The organism is Pantoea sp. WEP, from assembly GCF_041678305.1.
GTDB lineage: Bacteria > Pseudomonadota > Gammaproteobacteria > Enterobacterales > Enterobacteriaceae > Pantoea > Pantoea dispersa.
Genome location: NZ_JBGNXB010000001.1, coordinates 1,375,632 through 1,394,411 on the forward strand (window position 1 = coordinate 1,375,632; position 18,780 = coordinate 1,394,411).

Sequence of the window (18,780 nt, forward strand, 5' to 3'; positions counted from 1 at the left end):
ATGTGCTTATTTAATAAACAACCGGTTGACTATACTCAAGCCATTGGGGTAAAACACAGCGTTCATTCGCAGAATGAAGCGTCTGGTGCTGTGGTACCCGGCGATATCGACAAACAACAGCGGTGCTTTATGCAAGTTTTTATCATGCGTCACGGCGACGCAGCTCTGGAAGCAGCGAGTGATGCGGTTCGTCCTCTCACCCTGTGTGGCTGCGACGAATCACGTCAGATGGCGAGCTGGCTGAATGGTCAGACGCCGGGAATCGATAAGGTGCTGGTCAGCCCTTATCTGCGCGCCGGGCAAACGCTCGCCACGGTACGTGAAGCGCTGAAACTGCCGGAAGGGCAGGAAGTGCTGCCAGAACTGACGCCAGGCGGCGATCCGGGCATGGTCGCCTGTCATTTACAGGCGCTGGCAGTGCAGGGTGCGCACGCGGTGCTGGTGATTTCGCATCTGCCGCTGGTCGGCTATCTGGTTTCCGAACTCTGCCCGCAGGAAGCGCCACCGATGTTCGCCACCTCCGCCATTGCCTGCGTGGAGTTTGATGCCGACGCCTGTGAAGGCAAGCTGGCGTGGCAGGTGAGTCCGGCCAAATTAGCCAAAGCCATGTAATTCCCCTTCATACTTCAGGCTGCAGCTGCGTTGGCTGCGTCAATTCACCCCAGTCACTTATTCACATAAGCTCCTGGGGATTCATTTCCTTGCCGCCTTGCTGCAACCTGAATTATTTTGGGGAATAATAGAGATCACTTTATTTCCCACTCGCAGTCCCTTTGCCGGTCAGGGTAATTCCGGCGGCTGCCACTCTTCGACTTCAATCAATACCAGCAGCGCGGCGTCGCCGCCAAACAGTTTGGGTGCCTGGTGAAACGCCATCACGTGCGGATGCTGTGCCAGCCAGAGCGGGGTTTGCTGCTTGAGAATGTGCTTGCCGTGGCCGGTCATCACGCTGGCACAGAAAATATGCTCGCGGCGGCAGGCGGCAATCAGCGCGCCGAGTTCCTGTTTCGCCTGAAGCTGGGTTAACCCGTGCAGATCGAGAAAAATCTCTGGCGTGTAATCGCCACGCCGTAATTTTTTCAGCTCGTAATGGCTGACGTCGGCGCGCACGTAGCGCGTCGGCCCGTCGCTGGAGAGCAGGGGCTGAAACTCATCGGAGAAATAATGGCTGTTATCGGCCTGCTCAGACAGCAGCCGCTTCAGCGGCACTTCACGGCTTTTCACTGCCGGTTTGTGCACAATCGTATCCTGTTTCAGCTGGCGCGTACCGCTCATTAGCTGGCGGAACAGCGCCTGGTCGTCCTGGCTTAGCGGCGTCTTTTTACTCATGTCTCAGTGAATCATCAGAAATGGCGGGTGTCTGGCCGTTACCTTACCGCTAAGCGTCAACAAATGTCAGCTTTTTCACCTCGCTGCGCTGAATTCTGCCCGGCTTCATGGCACACTATCGGCCGATTGATTTTATGGCCTGCGGAGGGCTACGTGGACAAGATTTTCGTCGATGAGGCAGTGAACGAACTGCACACCATTCAGGATATGCTGCGCTGGGCAGTAAGCCGCTTTTCGGCGGCGGGCATCTGGTACGGCCACGGCACGGACAATCCCTGGGACGAAGCGGTCCAACTGGTGCTGCCGACGCTCTGGCTGCCGCTGGATATTCCGGAAGACATGCGCCACGCGCGCCTGACCGCCAGCGAACGTCACCGCATCGTGGAACGAGTAATCCGTCGCGTTAACGAGCGCATTCCGGTGGCCTACCTCACCAATAAAGCCTGGTTCTGCGGCCATGAATTCTACGTCGATGAGCGCGTGCTGGTGCCGCGTTCACCGATTGGCGAGCTGATCGAAAACCGCTTTGCCGGCCTGATCGACGAAACGCCACGCCATATTCTCGACATGTGCACCGGCAGCGGCTGTATCGCCATCGCCTGTGCGTACGCCTTCCCGGAAGCGGAAGTGGATGCTGTCGATATCTCCACCGACGCGCTGGCCGTGGCTGAACAGAATATCGAAGAGCACGGTCTGCTGCATCACGTCACGCCGATTCGCGCCGATTTGTTCCGCAATCTGCCGCAGGTTAAATATGATCTGATCGTCACCAATCCGCCGTACGTCGATGCCGAAGACATGGACGACCTGCCGAACGAATATCGCCACGAGCCGGAACTCGGTCTGGCCGCGGGCAGCGACGGCCTGAAGCTGGTGCGCCGCATCCTGGCCTGTGCGCCGGACTACCTCAGCGAGCACGGCGTACTGATTTGCGAAGTTGGTAACAGCATGGTGCACATGATGGAGCAGTATCCGGACGTGCCCTTTACCTGGCTGGAGTTTGATAACGGCGGTGACGGCGTGTTCATGCTGACGCGCGATCAAATCGTCGCGGCGCAGTCGCACTTCTCATTCTATAAAGACTAAAAATCGGGGCGAGCGCTCGCCCGCAACATCGCAACAAGGAACCCCCATGGCCGGAAACAGCATCGGACAACTTTTTCGCGTTACCACCTTTGGCGAGTCGCACGGTATTGCGCTTGGCTGCATTGTTGATGGCGTGCCGCCCGGCATCCCGCTGACCGAAGCCGATATTCAGCACGATCTCGATCGTCGTCGTCCCGGCACTTCGCGCTATACCACCCAGCGCCGCGAGCCGGATCAGGTGAAGATTTTGTCCGGCGTGTTTGAAGGCGTCACCACCGGCACCTCCATCGGTCTGCTGATTGAAAACACCGACCAGCGTTCGCAGGATTACAGCGCGATTAAAGATCTGTTCCGTCCCGGCCATGCGGATTACACCTACGAACAGAAATATGGCCTGCGCGACTATCGCGGCGGCGGCCGGTCCTCGGCCCGCGAAACCGCCATGCGCGTAGCGGCCGGTGCCATTGCTAAAAAGTATCTGCAGATGAAGCACGGCATCGTGGTGCGCGGCTATCTGGCGCAGATTGGCGACATCGCCTGCGAGCTGAAAGACTGGAGTATCGTGGAAGATAACCCGTTTTTCTGCCCCGATGCCGACCAACTCGATGCGCTGGACGAACTGATGCGCGCGCTGAAAAAAGAGGGTGACTCTATCGGTGCCAAAGTCACGGTGATGGCCGAAAACGTGCCGCCGGGCCTCGGTGAGCCGGTGTTCGATCGCCTTGACGCCGATCTGGCGCACGCGCTAATGAGCATCAACGCGGTGAAAGGCGTGGAGATCGGTGATGGTTTCGCGGTAATCAACCAGCGCGGTAGTCAGCACCGTGATGAAATCCGCAGCAACGGGTTTCAAAGCAACCATGCCGGCGGCATTCTCGGCGGGATCAGCAGCGGTCAGACCATCAGCGCCAACCTGGCGATGAAGCCCACTTCCAGCATCACCGTGCCGGGCAACACCATCACCCGCGACGGCGCGGAAGTGGAGATGATCACCAAAGGCCGTCACGATCCCTGTGTTGGCATCCGCGCGGTCCCGATCGCGGAAGCAATGATGGCGATTGTGCTGATGGATCACCTGCTGCGCCAGCGTGGGCAGAACGCTGACGTCAACAGCAGCGTCCCGCGCTGGTAAGCCGCATGATACGTCGCCTGCTTCTCTCCCTTGCCGCGCTGCTGTGCAGTGCGGTCAGCCTGGCTGCCACGCCGTGGCAGCAAATCCATCAACCGATTGCCGGCAGCCCGCAGTCCATCGGCAGCTTTGCCAACGGCTGTATCGTCGGGGCGCAGCAGCTGCCGCTCAACTCGCCCAACTATCAGGTGATGCGTCAGGATCAGCGTCGTTATTACGGCCATCCGGACCTGATCGCCTTTATCCAGCGCCTCAGCACCCAGGTGCATCAGCTGCAGCTGGGCCAGGTGCTGATTGGTGATATGGGCATGGCCGCCGGCGGACGTTTCAGCAGCGGCCACGCCAGCCATCAGACCGGCCTCGACGTGGATATCTGGCTGCAGCTGCCGCAGAGCCGCTGGACGGCACAGCAGCTGCTGAAGCCGCAGCCGCTCGATCTGGTTGGGCCGGACGACCGCCAGGTGATCGCGCGTCACTGGCAGCCGCAGATCGACAGCCTGATCAAGCTGGCGGCGAAAGATGACGACGTCACGCGCATCTTCGTCAATCCGGCGATTAAAAAGCAGCTTTGTGCCGATGCCGGTAGCGATCGTGCGTGGCTCCACAAAGTGCGGCCGTGGTTTGCCCATCGGGCACACATGCACGTGCGCCTGCGCTGTCCGCCGGGCAGCCTGGAGTGTGAAGATCAGGCGCCACCACCGCCGGGCGATGGCTGCGGCGCAGAGCTGGAGAGCTGGTTCCTGCCGAAGAAGCCGGGCACTACGCCGCCGGTGAAGAAGTCGCCGCCGCCGTTGCCGCCTTCCTGCCAGGCGTTACTTGATAAGCATCTACTGTAGGAACCTGAGATGGATCTGTTTGTTGTCAGCCCGGTAGTGCTTGGCGTGCTGTTTCTGGTCGCGGTGCTGGCGGCCTTTATTGATTCCATCGCCGGCGGTGGCGGTCTGCTGACCGTGCCGTCGCTGCTGGCGGCCGGTCTTTCGCCGGCGCAGGCGCTGGCGACCAACAAGCTGCAATCGGTCGGTGGCTCCTTCTCGGCCAGCCTCTATTTTGTGCGGCGCGGCGCGGTGAAACTGCGCGAGCAGCGGCTGAATATCGCCATGACCTTTCTCGGCGCGATTGGCGGAACGCTGCTGATTCAGCATATTCAGGCTGAGATACTGCGCCAGATACTGCCGCTGCTGCTGATCAGCATCGGGCTGTGGTTCCTGCTGATGCCGCGTCTTGGCGAGGCCGATCGCGAGCAGCGTCTGCACGGCCTGGCGTTTGCGCTGGTGGGCGGCGGCTGCGTCGGCTTTTACGATGGCTTCTTCGGCCCGGGTGCCGGCTCGTTCTATGCGCTGGCCTTCGTCACGCTTTGCGGCTTCAATCTGGCGAAAGCCACCGCCCACGCCAAAATCCTAAATTTCACCTCTAACTTCGCCAGTCTGCTGTTCTTTATGTTCGGCGGCAAGGTGGTGTGGGGCACCGGCGTGATTATGCTGCTGGGGGCGTTTATTGGCGCACGCCTCGGCGCCAGGCTGGTGCTGAGCCGTGGTCAGAAGCTGATTCGCCCGATGGTGGTGACGGTGTCTGCCGTGATGAGCGCTAAGCTGTTGTGGGACAGCCACGGCAGTGTCATTCTCGCCTGGTTTGCCGCACTGTAATCCGCACTCGTCAAAACCGGCCGCCAGTGCGACAATGGCGGCGGTTTGTTTAAAGATTAAAATATTATGAGTAAAGAGCACCATTATCAGCAGCTGGTGGAGATTTTTGACGGCTGTTTTGCTGACGATTTTCAGACGCGTCTAATTAAAGGCGATGATGAACCTATTTATCTTCCAGCGGATGACACCTCACCGTGGCACCGCGTGGTGTTTGCCCATGGCTTTTACGCCAGCGCGCTGCACGAAATTTCGCACTGGTGTATTGCCGGTGAAGCGCGGCGCAAACTGGTAGATTTTGGTTACTGGTACTGCCCGGACGGGCGCGATGCGCAAACGCAGGGCCAGTTTGAAGCGGTGGAGATTAAGCCGCAGGCGCTGGAGTGGCTGTTCTGTGTGGCAGCCGGCTTTCCCTTCAACGTCAGCTGTGACAATCTCGACGGCGATTGTGAACCGGATCGCATCGCGTTTCAGCGCAAGGTGCATGCACAGGTAATGCATTATCTGCAGCACGGCATTCCGGCGCGTCCGGCGCGCTTTATTGATGCGTTAGCCAGCTATTATGGTACGCCTGCACTGACGGCGGCACAGTTTCCGTGGCCGGAAGATCTGTGAGCCGCACTCCGATAAATGAAGGATGATGAGAAGATGATCGTAGAATTCGAGTCCCGCATTCTGGCGCTGATTGACGATATGGTCGAACACGCCAGCGACGACGAACTGTTTGCCAGCGGTTATCTGCGTGGCCATCTGACGCTGGCAGTAGCGGAAATTGAGCAGAGCGGCGAACACACGCCGGAAGCGCTGCAAATTCAGGTCACCAACAGCCTGCAAAACGCCATCGCCGCCGGTGAACTGTCGCCGCGCGACCAGGCGCTGGTGGTGGGCATGTGGGATAACCTGTTTACCCAGGCGCGCCTCACTGCCTGACTGGCCGGGGCGATCGCTCGCCCCGCGCTTTAGCGTCCTGCCTTTTTCCCTTTCAGCAATTTGCGCACCCAGTAACGGTTGGGATGCAGCGCCGCCAGCGTGCTGCTGTCCAGCGGCTGCGGCTCACCGCTCATTTGTGCCGCCAGCACTTCTGCCGCCAGCGGTGCGCTGCACAGTCCGCGCGACCCCAGTGCGCCGAGCACGAACAGGCCGGGATGCACCGGCGCGTCCGCAATCTGCTCGCCGCGCGCGCGCTGCGCCGGTAAATCCGCATACTCACTGAGCGTCGCCGCGTAATCCGGCACGCTGCCGCTCATCGGCAGGTGATCGCGCGTGGCGCAGCGCACGCCGCTGCGCGCTTCATCAGCGCTGACGTCAACCTGTGTCGGCCAGCTGACCTGCGGCAGACAGTTAATCAGCCGCTGGCGATTCTCCTGCTGATCGTCGGCGCGGAAAGCAGTTACCGTCTCACCGCGATGGTAGCTGGCACCGATGCAGTGCGTGGCAAAGTTCGGGCTGACCGGGGTGAGATAGCCGTCGTAACACAGCACGGTGCGCAGCGGGTTCAGCGCCGCGTTGGTCGGCACATGGCTGACCTGACCGGCCACCGCATACACCGGCAAATCGCGGCTTTGCCCGATCGCCTGTAGCGCATGGCCGTTGGCCAGCACCACCTGCTGATGGCTTACCGCAGGCTGTTGAGCGAACTGCAGCGTCCATCCTGCCTGCTGGCGGACCAGCTGCGTCACGCGATGCAGCCAGTGCATGCGCAGCCCCTGAGTCTGGGCATACTCCAGCAGATTGCTGGTGAGCTGTGACGGCGACAGCCAGCCGCCCTGCGGATAGAAAATACCGCCGCAGTCGAGATCGACGCCGGCCAGCTGCTGCGCCTGCTGCGGGCTGACGCCGTGCGCCAGCTCGTGCGGCAGATCCATGCTCAGCATCTGCGCGATCTTCTCTGCGCTTTTGGCATCCCAGCCGAGCTGCAGCACGCCGCTCCACTGATGTTCGAACATCACCGGCAGCGCATCGTACAGGCGGCGGGCAAAGCTGAATGCCGCCGGGAAAAACGTGGCGAGCGCCGGATCGTGCTGGTTAAGCAACGGATAGAGCGCGCCCTGACGGTTACCCGATGCGCCGAGCGCAGGGGCGGCATCGGCGCAGTACAGCGTAACCTGCCAGCCACGCCGCAGCAGCGCCAGCGCCAGCACCGCGCTGGCCACGCCGCCGCCAATCAGCGCCACCTCGCGGCTGGTGGCCTGCGGACGCGCATACCACGGCTGAGCCGGTAGCTGCCCGGGGGCGCTGTCCAGCACGCCGGTCAGCATTTCACGCTTGTGGCCGAAGCCTTTGCGCTTCGCCACGCTGAAGCCGGCCTGCTGTAAGCCCCGCCGCACAAAGCCCGCCGAGGTAAAGGTGGCGAAGGTGCCGCCGGGACGCGCCAGCCGCGCCATGGCGGCGAACAGCGAAGGCGTCCACATCTCCGGGTTTTTCGCCGGCGCGAAGCCATCTAAAAACCACGCGTCAACCTGGCCGTTGAGGCTGTCATCAAAAGTATCAATCAGCGCGTTAATATCACCCAGCCACAGATCCAGCGTCACCTCGCCGCCATTGAACAGCAGGCGCTGACAGCCGGGCAGGGCCAGCGGCCACTGCTGCTGTAGCTGTCCGGCCCACGGGGCCAGTTCCGGCCAGTGCGCGTGCGCGCTCACCAGATCGGCGTGGGTCAGCGGGTATTTTTCGCAGCTGATGAAGTGCAGGCGGCGCAAGCCGGCTTGCGGATGGGCGGCGCGGAAGCGATCGAACGCCTGCCACAGGGTAAGAAAGTTGAGTCCGGTGCCAAAACCGCTCTCGGCAACGATGAACAGATCGCGCGGATGTGCGGCAAATCGCTGCGGAAGATGGTTACCGTCGAGGAACACATAGCGCGTCTCCTCCAGTCCGTTGTCGTTGGAGAAATAGACGTCGTCGAACGCTCGGGAAACAGGTGTACCCTGATCGTTCCAGTTTAATTGCGCGTGTTCAACCGGGGATAACTTCACGGGAAAGGCTCATTTTTCAGGCAGTGGCGCGATTTTAGCGAGTGGCGTCACATGACGCAAATTTACAAAAGGAAATGGCTGATCGGACTTGTTCGGCGTACAACTGTAAGCTAGAGTGCACGTCAATCCAAAAGAAGTGGAATGAGGACTATTGAATGAAACGTGCAGTGATTACTGGCCTGGGTATCGTTTCCAGTATTGGTAATAACCAGCAGGAAGTGCTGGCTTCCCTGCGTGAAGGCCGTTCCGGAATCACTTTCTCCGAAGAGATGAAAGATGCCGGCATGCGCAGCCATGTATGGGGTAACGTCAAACTGGACACTAACGGGCTCATCGATCGCAAAATCGTGCGTTTCATGAGTGATGCCTCAATCTATGCCTATCTGTCGATGGCAGAAGCAATCAAAGATTCCGGCCTGACGGATGAGCAGTACCAGAACAACCCGCGTGTTGGTCTGATTGCCGGTTCCGGTGGCGGTTCCCCGCGTTATCAGGTGTTCGGTGCCGACGCAATGCGTGGCCCGCGCGGCCTGAAAGGCGTTGGCCCGTACGTGGTGACCAAAGCGATGGCGTCCGGCGTCTCTGCCTGCCTGGCCACGCCGTTCAAAATCCACGGCGTTAACTACTCCATCAGCTCGGCGTGCGCGACGTCAGCACACTGCATCGGTAACGCGGTGGAGCAGATTCAGCTGGGCAAACAGGATGTGGTATTTGCTGGCGGCGGCGAAGAGCTGAGCTGGGAAATGGCCTGTGAGTTCGACGCCATGGGCGCGCTCTCGACGAAGTACAATGAAACCCCGGAAAAAGCGTCGCGTACTTACGATGCCAGCCGTGACGGTTTCGTGATCGCCGGCGGCGGCGGTATGGTGGTAGTGGAAGAGCTGGAGCATGCGCTGGCGCGTGGTGCCCACATCTACGCTGAGATCGTCGGCTACGGCGCAACCTCTGACGGCGCTGACATGGTGGCACCGTCAGGCGAAGGCGCGGTGCGTTGCATGAAGATGGCGATGCAGGGTCTGGATACGCCAATCGACTACCTCAACACTCACGGCACGTCAACGCCAGTCGGCGACGTGAAAGAGCTGGGCGCGATTCGCGAAGTGTTTGGCGACAACACGCCATACATCTCTGCGACCAAAGCCATGACCGGTCACTCGCTGGGTGCGGCAGGTGTGCAGGAAGCGATTTACACTCTGCTGATGCTGGAGCACAGCTTCATCGCGCCAAGCATTAACGTGGAACAGCTGGATGACGCAGCGAAGGGCATGAACATTGTGACGCAGCCAACCGAAAAAGCGCTGACCACTGTGATGTCCAATAGCTTCGGCTTCGGTGGCACCAACGCCACGCTGACCCTGCGTAAATACCAGGCGTAACGCTTACGCTAATGCTCAAAGGCCGGTTAATCCGGCCTTTGTTGTTTTTGTCGCTGACGGATTCAGGTTGCCAGCAGCCTTACCAGCTTCGCGCAGGCGCGGTCAATTTCGCCGGGCGTCAACGCGGCAAAGCCGAGTATCCAGCCCTGCTGTTTCGATGCGCCGGCGTAAAGGGGTGACAGCGGCGGCAGCAGCAGACCGTCGGCCTGCGCCAGGTGTGTGAGCCGCGCCTCATCTCCCTGTAATAACTCAACCGTCAATTGCAACCCGCCTGTTGCCGGCAGCGGCCGCAGCCACGGCTGCAGATGCTGTTCCAGCTGCGCCAGCAGCCGATCGCGCCGGCTATGATAGAGCTGACGCATCAGCCGCAGGTGGCTGGCGAAATAGCCTTGCTGGATAAATTCGGCGGTGATCGCCTGCGGCAGCAGGGCGCTGTGGCCGTCCAGTACGCTGCGCGCGCGACCCAGCGCCGTCACCAGCGCCGCGGGCACCACCATCCACGCCAGTCGCAGCGATGGAAACAGGGTTTTGGAAAAGGTCCCCAGGCTGATGACCCGGCTATCGGCTTCCATCCCCTGCAGCGCCGGCGCCGGGCGACCGTCATAGTGAAATTCACTGTCGTAGTCATCCTCGATCAGCCAGCTGTCGTGCTGACGTGCCCACGCCAGCCACTGCAGCCGCCGCGCGAGGCTCATCGGTGTGCCGGTCGGATACTGGTGGCCGGGCGTCAGATACACCAGTTGCGCCCGGCCGCTGAGTGGCAGCGCGCCCTGATCGTCCAGCGGCATGGCACGGCAGCGGGCACCGGCGGCGAGAAAGGCGTTACGCGCGCCACGGTAGCCCGGCTCCTCCAGCCACACTTCATCCTCTGCATCCAGAAACATCAGCGCCAGCAGCTGCAGCGCCTGCTGTGAACTGGTGAGCATGATGACCTGCTCAGCCGTACAGCGCACGCCGCGCGACAGCGCCAGATAATTCGCCACCGCCTGGCGCAGCGGCGCATAACCGAGCGGATCGCCATAGCCCATCACCTGACTGCCCAGCGCGCGCTGTACGCTGTGGCTCAGCCGCTGCCACTGGCGGTGCGGAAACGCGCGCAGTTCCGGTGATCCGGCGGCAAAGGCGAGGGGAAAAGGGGGATCCTGGCAGCCACCGGTCGCCAGCACCTGCGTGCCGCGCTGCGAAAAGCGCGGTGCGCGCTGCGCTGTCGCCTTTTCCGCCGGTGGTGGCAGGGCGATAGCGACAAAGGTGCCGCGTCCGGTGTGCCGCTGCACGTAGCCTTCGCTCTCCAGCTGGCTGTAAGCGGCTTCGACCGTCACACGTGACAGCGCCAGATCGGCAGCCAGCTGGCGGCTGGAGGGCAGCTTCTGCCCGAAGCGCAAATGGCCGCTGACAATGGCCTGGCGCAGCGTAGCGCACAGCCGCTGACGTAAACCGCCCTGCGTCTGATGGCGAAACAGTGGCAAAAAGGCGTGGTGCATAATGGTCTTATCGCTACAGTCAAAGTGGTATCAGGATGCAGACCACTTTGCCGTACACTGCAGGGACATCACAACAGGAGAATGCCATGTCAGCCGTTTTGTTTTATCCGCCCGCCAGCCCGCAGCACAGCGTGGCTTATTTGCAGCACAAACTCAGCTATTACACCGATGCCTGGGATCTGGCGGCGGATTTGGCGCAGGGCGTCACGCAGATTATGGTGATTGATGCCCGCAGCCGCGACGCATATCAGGCCGGACATATCTGCGGCGCGCTATCGTTGCCGCATCGCGAGATGGATGCGGCCAGCACCGCGCAGCTCGATCGTCATCGCGTCTATGTGACTTACTGCGACGGCATTGGCTGCAACGGTTCGACCAAAGCGGCGCTAAAGCTGGCTGAGCTGGGGTTTCAGGTTAAAGAGCTGATTGGCGGGCTGGATTTCTGGAAGCGCGACGGCCACCCGATGGCGTGGGGCGCGGCGGCAGGCGAGTGGCCCGCCGCGGCACCCGCGGCGGAGTGCGGCTGCTGAGTGCGATGGCTTAACTACAGCAGCAGCCAGAGCAAAAAGAAGAACAGCGCCAGGCCGAGCACCAGCGTCAGCGCCGGGCGCTGCGCCAGTGGACGCGGCAGAATGTCAACAAACGGTGCCCAGATTGGCTGCGGACGCAGCTCGCTGTCGGCCAGCGGCGTTTCGCTGTTGCGCTCGGCGCGGCGGCTGAACAGCAGCATCAGCAGATCCTGGCTCTGCGCCGGCGTCAGCAACGTCTGCGGCGTGGCCTGGAAGCGCTGCAGGCTGTAATCCTCCAGCATGCGCTGCTCGTCGTGGCTCAGCGGCTGTTTGAGCGAGCTTTCCAGCAGCTGCAGCGTCGGCGCGCTGTGCTGGCTCAGCGTCTGGCGCACCTGCAAAAACTGCGTCAGCAGCGGGAAGTGGCGTGACGGAACCGGGTCGCCGCTCTTCAGATTGACCAGTTTCAGCGTGTCGGCCAGCACTTTTACCGGCGATTCCCCGGTCGCGGCGGCAAGGCGTGTGACCTGCTGGTTGAGCGCCTGCTGTTCGGCCGGTAACAGGGTGCGATCGGTGGTGCGCGTCTGCTGCGGCTGGGGGATGGCCATCTGGCCGTTCTGTAACATGGTCAGCACCTGACGCAGCTGATCCTGGCTCAGCGCGCTTAACACCGTCTGGTTAAATTGCTGGCGGATAAAGTCGCTTACCGCCTGGCGATTGTTACCCTGAGGCAGCTTTTCCAGCAGCTGCTGCAACAGCTGGCGCGTGGCGTGGCTGTTCTGCACCTGCGTCAGACGGCTGTTGAGATGCTGCTCCGCCGCCGGAAAATGGCGCGACTGCAGTTCGGCATCATTTTTCACGCCCACTTCGTGGCGTATGCCAGCCCACAGTTCGGGCGCTTTCAGCGTGCTGAGTGACATGATCCGGACAATCAGGCGTTCCAGCGTGGTGCGCTGGGCCGGGGAGAGCGGCTGGTCGCCCAGTGCCGCGCCGGGGCGGCCGGTGCCGTTAGCCGGGTTAACAGAGGAACGATCGCCCGCGGGCACACCGGGACCGCTGAGAGGTTGCATGGCGGAATCCTTGAAAACGAGTCAGATCCGGGTGCGCCGGAAAAACGATGGCACATGATAGCAAAAGCCCCCGGGAAATCCACGGGGGCGGCAGGGAGAAAAACAATAAGACACGGATTTATTCGGCGGCGGCCAGCTTCATGCGCTTGCGACGCCAGCGCTTCCACAGCGGCGGCACCACCAGCACGGCGACAGCCAGCACCAGCAGCACTTTACAGATCAGGCTTTCCCACAGAATTGGCAGGTTGCCGTTGCTGATTGACAGCGCGCGGCGCAGGTTCTGCTCCAGCATTTCGCCCAGCACAAAGCCGAGAATCAGCGGCGACATCGGGAAATCCATCTTACGCAGTATATAGCCGAAAATACCCAGCCCGACCATCAGCAGCAGGTCAAACGTAGTGCTGTGCACCGCATACACGCCCACCGCCGAAATCGCGGCAATTGCCGGTACCAGGAACCACAGCGGAATGGTCAGCATGCGCGCAAAGATGTTGATCATCGGGATGTTCATGATCAGCAGCATCACGTTACCGATCAGCAGCGCGGCGATCAGCCCCCAGACGATGTCCGGCTGCTCGGTAAACATCGCCGGACCGGGCGTGATGTTATACAGCGTCAGCGCGCCGACCATCACCGCCGTGGTGCCGGAGCCGGGAATGCCCAGCGTTAGCATCGGGATAAACGATCCGCAGGCTGAGGCGTTGTTCGCCGCTTCCGGCGCTGCCACGCCGCGAATGTCACCCTTGCCAAACTGATCGCTGCCGCTGATTTTCTTCTCACTCATATAGGCAATGGCGCTGGCGATGGTGGCACCGGCACCTGGCAGCACGCCGACAAAGAAGCCAATGAACGAGGCGCGCAGCGTTGCGCCGGTGGCCTGTGCGGCCTCTTTCATGTTGAACAGCATGCGGCCGCTGGCGCGCACCATCTTCTGGCCGCTGCTGGTGGACTCCAGCATCAGCAAAATTTCGCTCACCGAGAACAGGCCGATGACCACCACCACAAACTGGATGCCGTCTGAGAGATGCACGCTGTCAAAGGTAAAGCGATAGACGCCGGTATTGGCATCGACGCCCACCGTCGCCATGCCGAGGCCAATCAGCGCAGCGAGGAACGACTTCAGCGGGTTGTGGCTCATCATGCTGCCGAGGCAGGCAATGGCGAACACCATCAGCGCGAAATACTCTGCCGGACCAAACGCCAGCGACCAGTTGGCGAGGATTGGCGCAAACAGAATGATGCCGATGATGGCAATTGTCGAGCCGATAAACGAGCTGACCGCCGAGATCGACAGCGCCACGCCGGCTTTACCCTGCTGCGCCATCGGATAGCCATCCAGCGCCGTCATGATCGCTCCGGCATCCCCCGGCACGTTGAGCAGAATCGACGAGATGCGCCCGCCATATTCGCAGCCGATATACACCGTCGCCAGCAGGATCAGCGCGGATTCCGCCGGTAAGTGCAGCGCAAACGCCAGTGGCATCAGAATTGCGACGCCGTTAATCGGCCCAAGCCCCGGCAGCAGGCCGACGATGGTGCCGATAAAGCAGCCTATCAGGGCAATCATCAGGTTTTCCGGCGTCATGGCGACGGCGAAGCCCTGCATCAGAAAAGACCAGGTATCCATAAGTGACTCCCTTTAGCTCAGCCAGCTGCCGAAGGGCAGGGTGACATCCAGCAGATGATCGAAGGCGTAGAACAGTGAAATGCCCATTACCGCGCCGGAGAGCGCCGCCGCCCACCAGCGCGCACCAAACAGCATGCCGATGCCAAAGGTCAGCAGCGTGGTACACAGGGCAAAACCAAGACGCTCAAACAGCCAGCCGTAGACAATCAGCATCACACACAGCGCCAGCAGCTTTTTCAGCGTTGAGGCCACCGGCCACTGCACGCTGTCCGGCTTGCGCAGCAACATCATCACTGCGCAGATCGCCATCAGCCCGAGCAGCAGCAGCGGGAAAGGGCGCGGGCCAACCGGTTCGTAGCTGTACTCGCTCTGAATCTGCCAGCCGATAAACAGTCCGGCCAGGCACAGCACCAGCCAGACGGCAGCAAAAATACGATCGCTCATGTGCGCCTCCGTTATTTCGCCAGGCCGAAGGATTTCGCCTGTTCGCGATAGTCAGCCACCTGTTTTTTCACGTAAGCGTCCAGCTCGCTCCCGAACAGGTTGAACTCAAACAGACCGCGCAGATCGCGCTGCTGCTGAAACTCTTTGGTGGTGACCAGTTTTTTAAACGCCTGTTCCCACCACTGATAATCGGCGTCGCTGACTTTAGGGCCGAGGTAATAGCCGCGAATGATCGGCCACTCGACGTTAAAGCCCTGCTCTTTGGCGGTCGGGATGTCAGCCAGTTCGCCCGGCAAACGTTTATCGCTCATCACGGCCAGCACGCGCATCTTGCCGCTTTGCAGATGGGGCACCATTTCGCTCATGTCGCCTGACACCACCTGGATGTGATTGCCAAGCAGCGCGGTGACCGGTTCGCCGCCGCCTTCGAACGCCACATAGCGCATTTTGCGCGGATCGATACCGGCTTCCCGCGCCAGCAGCGCCGTTTTCATCCAGTCCTGGCTGCCGATGGAGGCGCCGGCACCAACCACCACTTTGGTCGGATCGTTCTTCATCGCCGCCAGCAACTCACCCAGCGTTTTCCACGGTGCATCGGCGCGTACCGCCACCATGCCGTAGTCGGTGCCGACGGCCGCCAGCCACTTCACATCATCCACCGAATAACGGCCAAACTTGCCCTGCGACAGGTTCAGCAGCGACCCGCCGGAGAAGGCCACCAGCGTGCCTGCTTCGGCGGGTCGCTGCGCAATGATGGCGTTATAGGCCACGGCACCGACGCCACCGGGCATGTAGGTTACGCGCATTGGCGTGGTGATCTGCCCGGTTTCCTGCAAGGAAACCTGGATCAGTTTACAGGTCAGATCAAAACCGCCGCCGGGTTTGGCCGGGGCGATACATTCGGTCCGCTCGGGTGCTGCGGCCTGAGCCGCCGCGAGGGAAAAAGCCAGCAGGGTTGTGGCAAAGGCGGTGCGCATTGTTTTTTTCATCTGTCGCTCCATTGTTTCTTCCAGAGTGTGATTGCCACCGAACATTCGGGGTTGCTGAATTGTTAAAACAGCAACCTTTCATTTACCTTTCAGCCATCGGCAAAACTAACAGGATGTGATATGCGTCTCTTACTGGTGGAAGATACCGTGGAGCTGGCCAACTGGCTGCAGAAAGCGCTGACGCAAAAAGGCTTCGCCGTGGACTGGGTGGCCGACGGGGTGGCGGCGGACCATGTGCTGCAAAGCGAAGACTATGCGCTGGTGGTGCTGGACGTGTCGCTGCCGCGGCTCGATGGCCTGACGGTGCTGGCGCGCCTGCGCCGGCGTGGGCAACACGTCCCGGTGCTGCTGCTGACCGCACAGAGCGCGCTGCAGCAGCGCGTGCAGGGACTGAATGCCGGCGCCGATGATTACCTCACCAAACCGTTTGAGCTGGACGAGCTGGACGCGCGGCTGCGCGCGCTGCTGCGCCGCAGCCAGGGCCAGGCCACGCAGACGCAAAGCCTTGGCCAGCTGGAGCGCGATGCGGAAGGCTATTTCCTGCTGAATCACAAACCGCTGCCGCTGACGCCGCGCGAGGCCAGCGTGCTGTCGACGCTGATGCAGCGTCCGGGACGGCCGGTTTCGCGCCAGCATCTGTACGAGCAGACCTTCGCGCTGGCGGATGAGGCCAGCCCGGAGAGCATTGAGCTGTATGTGCATCGGGTACGCAAAAAGCTGGCGGGCAGCGACGTGGCGATCGTCACGCTGCGCGGCCTCGGTTATAGCCTCGAGGTTCAGCCGTGCGACTGATTCACTCGCTGCGCGGCGAATTGCTGGCATGGCTGGGGGCGCCGCTGCTGCTGCTGTGGGGATTGTCGGTCTACACCCACTATCAGAGCGCGCTGCAGGCGGCAAATCAGGCCTACGATCGCTCGCTGCTGGCCTCGGCGCGCACCGTGGCCGAGCGGCTGGTGGTGCGTCATCAGCGGCTGGAGGTGGATGTGCCGTGGGTGGTGCTGGACAGCTTTGAGCGCAACATGAACGATCAGCTGTTCTACCAGGTGATTTCGCCTGAAGGGCACACGCTGTCCGGCTATCCCGATTTACCGCTGGTGCCGGGCAACGCGCCGCTGTCCGATGTCTATCCGGCGCTGGTGCATTTCTACGATGCGCACTACCGCAAGCAGCCGATTCGCGTGGCCGCGCTGTGGCAGCCGGTGAACGAGGAAGGCGTGCAGGGCATGGCGCTGGTACTGGTGGCGGAAACGCTTAACTCACGCCACGCCTTTGCCGACAGTCTGCTGCGCACCGCGCTGATCAGCCAGAGTTTTCTGGTGCTGATCACGCTGCTGCTGGCCGGGCTGCTGCTGCGTAAAGTGCTGCGCCCGCTGCGCCGGCTGTCACGCATGATGCTGCGCCGCGCGCCGGGCGAACTGACGCCGCTGCCGTCGCTGCTGCCGTGGTCAGAACTGCAGCCGCTGATCGTCGCCTTCAACCGCCATCTGGAGCGGCTGCGCGGACTGCTGGCAAGGCAGGAGCGCTTTAGCGCCGATGTGTCGCACCAGCTGCGCACGCCGCTCACCATTCTGAAAACCCAGGTGGGCGTCGCGCTCAGCAGCGACGACCCGCAGCAGTGGCGCGAAAGCCTGCAGGGCATGCGCCACACGCTGGACGACACGGTACAGCTCACCGATCGCCTGCTGCAGCTGGCGCAAATCAAGGCACGCCACGGCGAAGACAAGTCTTTCAGTGAGGTCAACCTGAGCGACATCGTGCAGCAGGCCTGTTTTAGCGGTTATGCGGCGGCGCGGCGTAAACAGATCGACCTGGGGTTTGAAGAGCAGGCGGCGAGCCAGGTGCAGGGCGATGCGCTGTTGCTGGCCGAGCTGTGCGCCAATCTGCTGGACAACGCTATCAAATACACGCCACACGGCGGCACGGTGACCGCACGGCTGCGGCAAAAGGTGCTGGAGATTGAAGACAGCGGGCCGGGCATCGCGGCGGATCAGCAGCGGCAGGCGCTGCAGCCGTTTGGCCGGCTCGATCACGCCAGCCAGCCCGGCGCGGGCATTGGACTGGCGCTGGTGCAGGATATCTGCGCCTGGCACGGCGCCCAGCTGCAGCTGGACCGCAGCCCGCAGCTGGGCGGCCTGCGGGTGACGGTCAGCTTTCGCTGATCGGCGGAGTCACCGCGCGCGCTTTACGCAGCGGGGTTTTCAGCCGCTGCGCCAGGATCACCCCGACCAGCGTCAGACCGCCGCCAATCCAGTGGTAAGCATGCAACTGTTCGTGCAGGAACAGCACGGCAATGAGGGCGGTAAACACCGGCACCACGTTCATGAAAATACTGGTGGTGCTGGCGCCGAGGCGCTGCACGCCAAGGATCCACAGGAACGGCGCCACAATCGAGGCAAACAGCCCGGCGAACAGCACCAGCGGAATATTGTCGGCATTCAGCGCCACCTCCGGCGCGTGCCAGAAGCCGGGCAGCAGCAACAGCACGCCGAAGAAGATTTGCACGTACAGGCTTTGCCACGTTGGCAGCGGGATTGCCCAGCGCTTCGTCAGTACGCCGTACAGCGCGTAGGAGGTTGAGGCCGCCAGCATCATCAGCTCGCCGTTACCGAGGCGCTGGCTGAGCAGCTGCGCCGGGTTGCCGGCGCTCACCAGCCACACCAGCCCGGCAAACGACAGCAGGCCGCCAATCAGAATGCCGCGCGTCGGCGCAAGGCGCAGTACCACCAGGCTGAGCAGGATGGTCAGCAGCGGAATGGTGGCGCCGAGAATCCCCATCATCACCGCCGAAACGCTGTGTGCCGCATAATAGGCGAGACTCTGATACAGCACCATGCCGAGCAGGCCCAGCACCAGTAATCGCCACAGCTGGGTTTTGATGGTATGACGATGGCGCCATACGCCCGGCAGGCAGAACGGCGTGAGTACCAGCAGCGCCAGCAACCAGCGGTAAAAAGAGATGGCAGCAGGATCGATGCTGCCGGCAGACAGCTTGCTGACGATGGTGTTGATCGACCAGATCAGCACCGCCACCAGCGGTAACAATAAGTTCATAGTACGGCTCCAAATGTAAATCGCGACTAGCTTACGTTTGACCGGTTTAAAGCAGATAGTTAAAATCGGACAAAATTCGT

General features: G+C 61.5%; 19 protein-coding genes. 11 read left to right on the forward strand and 8 right to left on the reverse strand.

Annotated features, from left to right (window positions below; translation table 11 throughout):
- Positions 1-129 precede the first annotated feature (129 nt).
- On the forward strand, positions 130-612 hold the full coding sequence (gene sixA, locus ABVR31_RS06305) for a phosphohistidine phosphatase SixA (protein ID WP_021509155.1): 483 nt from the start codon (positions 130-132) through the stop codon (positions 610-612).
- Between the two features lie 168 nt (positions 613-780).
- Here the strand turns inward: sixA and smrB are convergent, their stop codons facing one another.
- Positions 781-1,329, reverse strand: a complete 549-nt coding sequence (gene smrB / locus ABVR31_RS06310; protein ID WP_021509156.1) for an endonuclease SmrB — start codon at positions 1,327-1,329, stop codon at positions 781-783.
- A 153-nt stretch (positions 1,330-1,482) separates the two neighbouring features.
- On the opposite strand from smrB, the gene prmB reads away from it, so the two are divergent.
- From prmB to ABVR31_RS06340, 6 genes are all read left to right on the forward strand, one after another.
- Positions 1,483-2,415, forward strand: a complete 933-nt coding sequence (prmB, locus tag ABVR31_RS06315) for a 50S ribosomal protein L3 N(5)-glutamine methyltransferase (protein WP_372772140.1) — start codon at positions 1,483-1,485, stop codon at positions 2,413-2,415.
- A 46-nt stretch (positions 2,416-2,461) separates the two neighbouring features.
- Positions 2,462-3,547 (forward strand): chorismate synthase, encoded by a 1,086-nt coding sequence (aroC, locus tag ABVR31_RS06320; protein ID WP_058758410.1) that lies wholly within the window; start codon positions 2,462-2,464, stop codon positions 3,545-3,547.
- A 5-nt stretch (positions 3,548-3,552) separates the two neighbouring features.
- A complete protein-coding gene (gene mepA, locus ABVR31_RS06325) occupies positions 3,553-4,380 on the forward strand; it encodes a penicillin-insensitive murein endopeptidase (RefSeq protein WP_372772142.1) in 828 nt (275 codons plus the stop codon).
- 9 nt (positions 4,381-4,389) lie between these two features.
- Positions 4,390-5,187, forward strand: a complete 798-nt coding sequence (locus tag ABVR31_RS06330) for a sulfite exporter TauE/SafE family protein (RefSeq protein ID WP_058758411.1) — start codon at positions 4,390-4,392, stop codon at positions 5,185-5,187.
- A gap of 66 nt (positions 5,188-5,253) precedes the next feature.
- A complete protein-coding gene (locus tag ABVR31_RS06335; RefSeq protein WP_021509161.1) occupies positions 5,254-5,799 on the forward strand; it encodes an elongation factor P hydroxylase in 546 nt (181 codons plus the stop codon).
- Positions 5,800-5,832: 33 nt separating this feature from the next.
- Positions 5,833-6,114: a YfcL family protein gene (locus tag ABVR31_RS06340; RefSeq protein ID WP_010617478.1), complete on the forward strand. Its 282-nt coding sequence runs from the start codon at positions 5,833-5,835 to the stop codon at positions 6,112-6,114.
- A gap of 29 nt (positions 6,115-6,143) precedes the next feature.
- On the opposite strand, the gene mnmC is transcribed toward ABVR31_RS06340, so the two are convergent.
- Positions 6,144-8,156 carry a bifunctional tRNA (5-methylaminomethyl-2-thiouridine)(34)-methyltransferase MnmD/FAD-dependent 5-carboxymethylaminomethyl-2-thiouridine(34) oxidoreductase MnmC gene (gene mnmC, locus ABVR31_RS06345; protein ID WP_372772144.1) on the reverse strand — a complete coding sequence of 671 codons (2,013 nt, stop codon included), beginning with the start codon at positions 8,154-8,156 and terminating at the stop codon, positions 6,144-6,146.
- A gap of 155 nt (positions 8,157-8,311) precedes the next feature.
- On the opposite strand from mnmC, the gene fabB reads away from it, so the two are divergent.
- Positions 8,312-9,532 (forward strand): beta-ketoacyl-ACP synthase I, encoded by a 1,221-nt coding sequence (gene fabB / locus ABVR31_RS06350; protein WP_021509164.1) that lies wholly within the window; start codon positions 8,312-8,314, stop codon positions 9,530-9,532.
- A 62-nt stretch (positions 9,533-9,594) separates the two neighbouring features.
- On the opposite strand, the gene ABVR31_RS06355 is transcribed toward fabB, so the two are convergent.
- The gene (locus tag ABVR31_RS06355; protein WP_372772146.1) at positions 9,595-11,013 is read right to left on the reverse strand and encodes a PLP-dependent aminotransferase family protein; all 1,419 of its coding nucleotides are present in this window, start codon (positions 11,011-11,013) and stop codon (positions 9,595-9,597) included.
- An 86-nt stretch (positions 11,014-11,099) separates the two neighbouring features.
- Here ABVR31_RS06355 and ABVR31_RS06360 point away from each other — a divergent pair, with 86 nt between their 5' ends.
- Positions 11,100-11,543, forward strand: a complete 444-nt coding sequence (locus tag ABVR31_RS06360) for a rhodanese-like domain-containing protein (RefSeq protein WP_325923938.1) — start codon at positions 11,100-11,102, stop codon at positions 11,541-11,543.
- Between the two features lie 14 nt (positions 11,544-11,557).
- Here the strand turns inward: ABVR31_RS06360 and flk are convergent, their stop codons facing one another.
- The 4 genes from flk to ABVR31_RS06380 all read right to left on the reverse strand — a co-directional run bounded on the left by flk (position 11,558) and on the right by ABVR31_RS06380 (position 15,637).
- Entirely contained in the window at positions 11,558-12,589 is a 1,032-nt protein-coding gene (gene flk / locus ABVR31_RS06365; protein ID WP_288422082.1) for a flagella biosynthesis regulator Flk, read from the reverse strand.
- 118 nt (positions 12,590-12,707) lie between these two features.
- Complete coding sequence (locus tag ABVR31_RS06370; RefSeq protein WP_058775828.1) at positions 12,708-14,216, reverse strand: tripartite tricarboxylate transporter permease; 1,509 nt, start codon at positions 14,214-14,216, stop codon at positions 12,708-12,710.
- A gap of 12 nt (positions 14,217-14,228) precedes the next feature.
- Positions 14,229-14,660 (reverse strand): tripartite tricarboxylate transporter TctB family protein, encoded by a 432-nt coding sequence (locus ABVR31_RS06375; RefSeq protein WP_021509169.1) that lies wholly within the window; start codon positions 14,658-14,660, stop codon positions 14,229-14,231.
- An 11-nt stretch (positions 14,661-14,671) separates the two neighbouring features.
- Complete coding sequence (locus ABVR31_RS06380) at positions 14,672-15,637, reverse strand: tripartite tricarboxylate transporter substrate binding protein (RefSeq protein WP_241492952.1); 966 nt, start codon at positions 15,635-15,637, stop codon at positions 14,672-14,674.
- A 132-nt stretch (positions 15,638-15,769) separates the two neighbouring features.
- On the opposite strand from ABVR31_RS06380, the gene tctD reads away from it, so the two are divergent.
- Both tctD and ABVR31_RS06390 read left to right on the forward strand, forming a co-directional pair.
- Positions 15,770-16,441 carry a transcriptional regulator TctD gene (tctD, locus tag ABVR31_RS06385; RefSeq protein ID WP_372772149.1) on the forward strand — a complete coding sequence of 224 codons (672 nt, stop codon included), beginning with the start codon at positions 15,770-15,772 and terminating at the stop codon, positions 16,439-16,441.
- On the forward strand, positions 16,432-17,808 hold the full coding sequence (locus ABVR31_RS06390) for a sensor histidine kinase (RefSeq protein WP_372772151.1): 1,377 nt from the start codon (positions 16,432-16,434) through the stop codon (positions 17,806-17,808). The genes tctD and ABVR31_RS06390 overlap by 10 nt, the downstream gene beginning before the upstream one ends.
- Here the strand turns inward: ABVR31_RS06390 and ABVR31_RS06395 are convergent.
- Complete coding sequence (locus ABVR31_RS06395; protein WP_372772153.1) at positions 17,795-18,700, reverse strand: DMT family transporter; 906 nt, start codon at positions 18,698-18,700, stop codon at positions 17,795-17,797. The two genes, ABVR31_RS06390 and ABVR31_RS06395, sit on opposite strands and share 14 nt — an antisense overlap.
- Between the last annotated feature and the right edge of the window lie 80 nt (positions 18,701-18,780).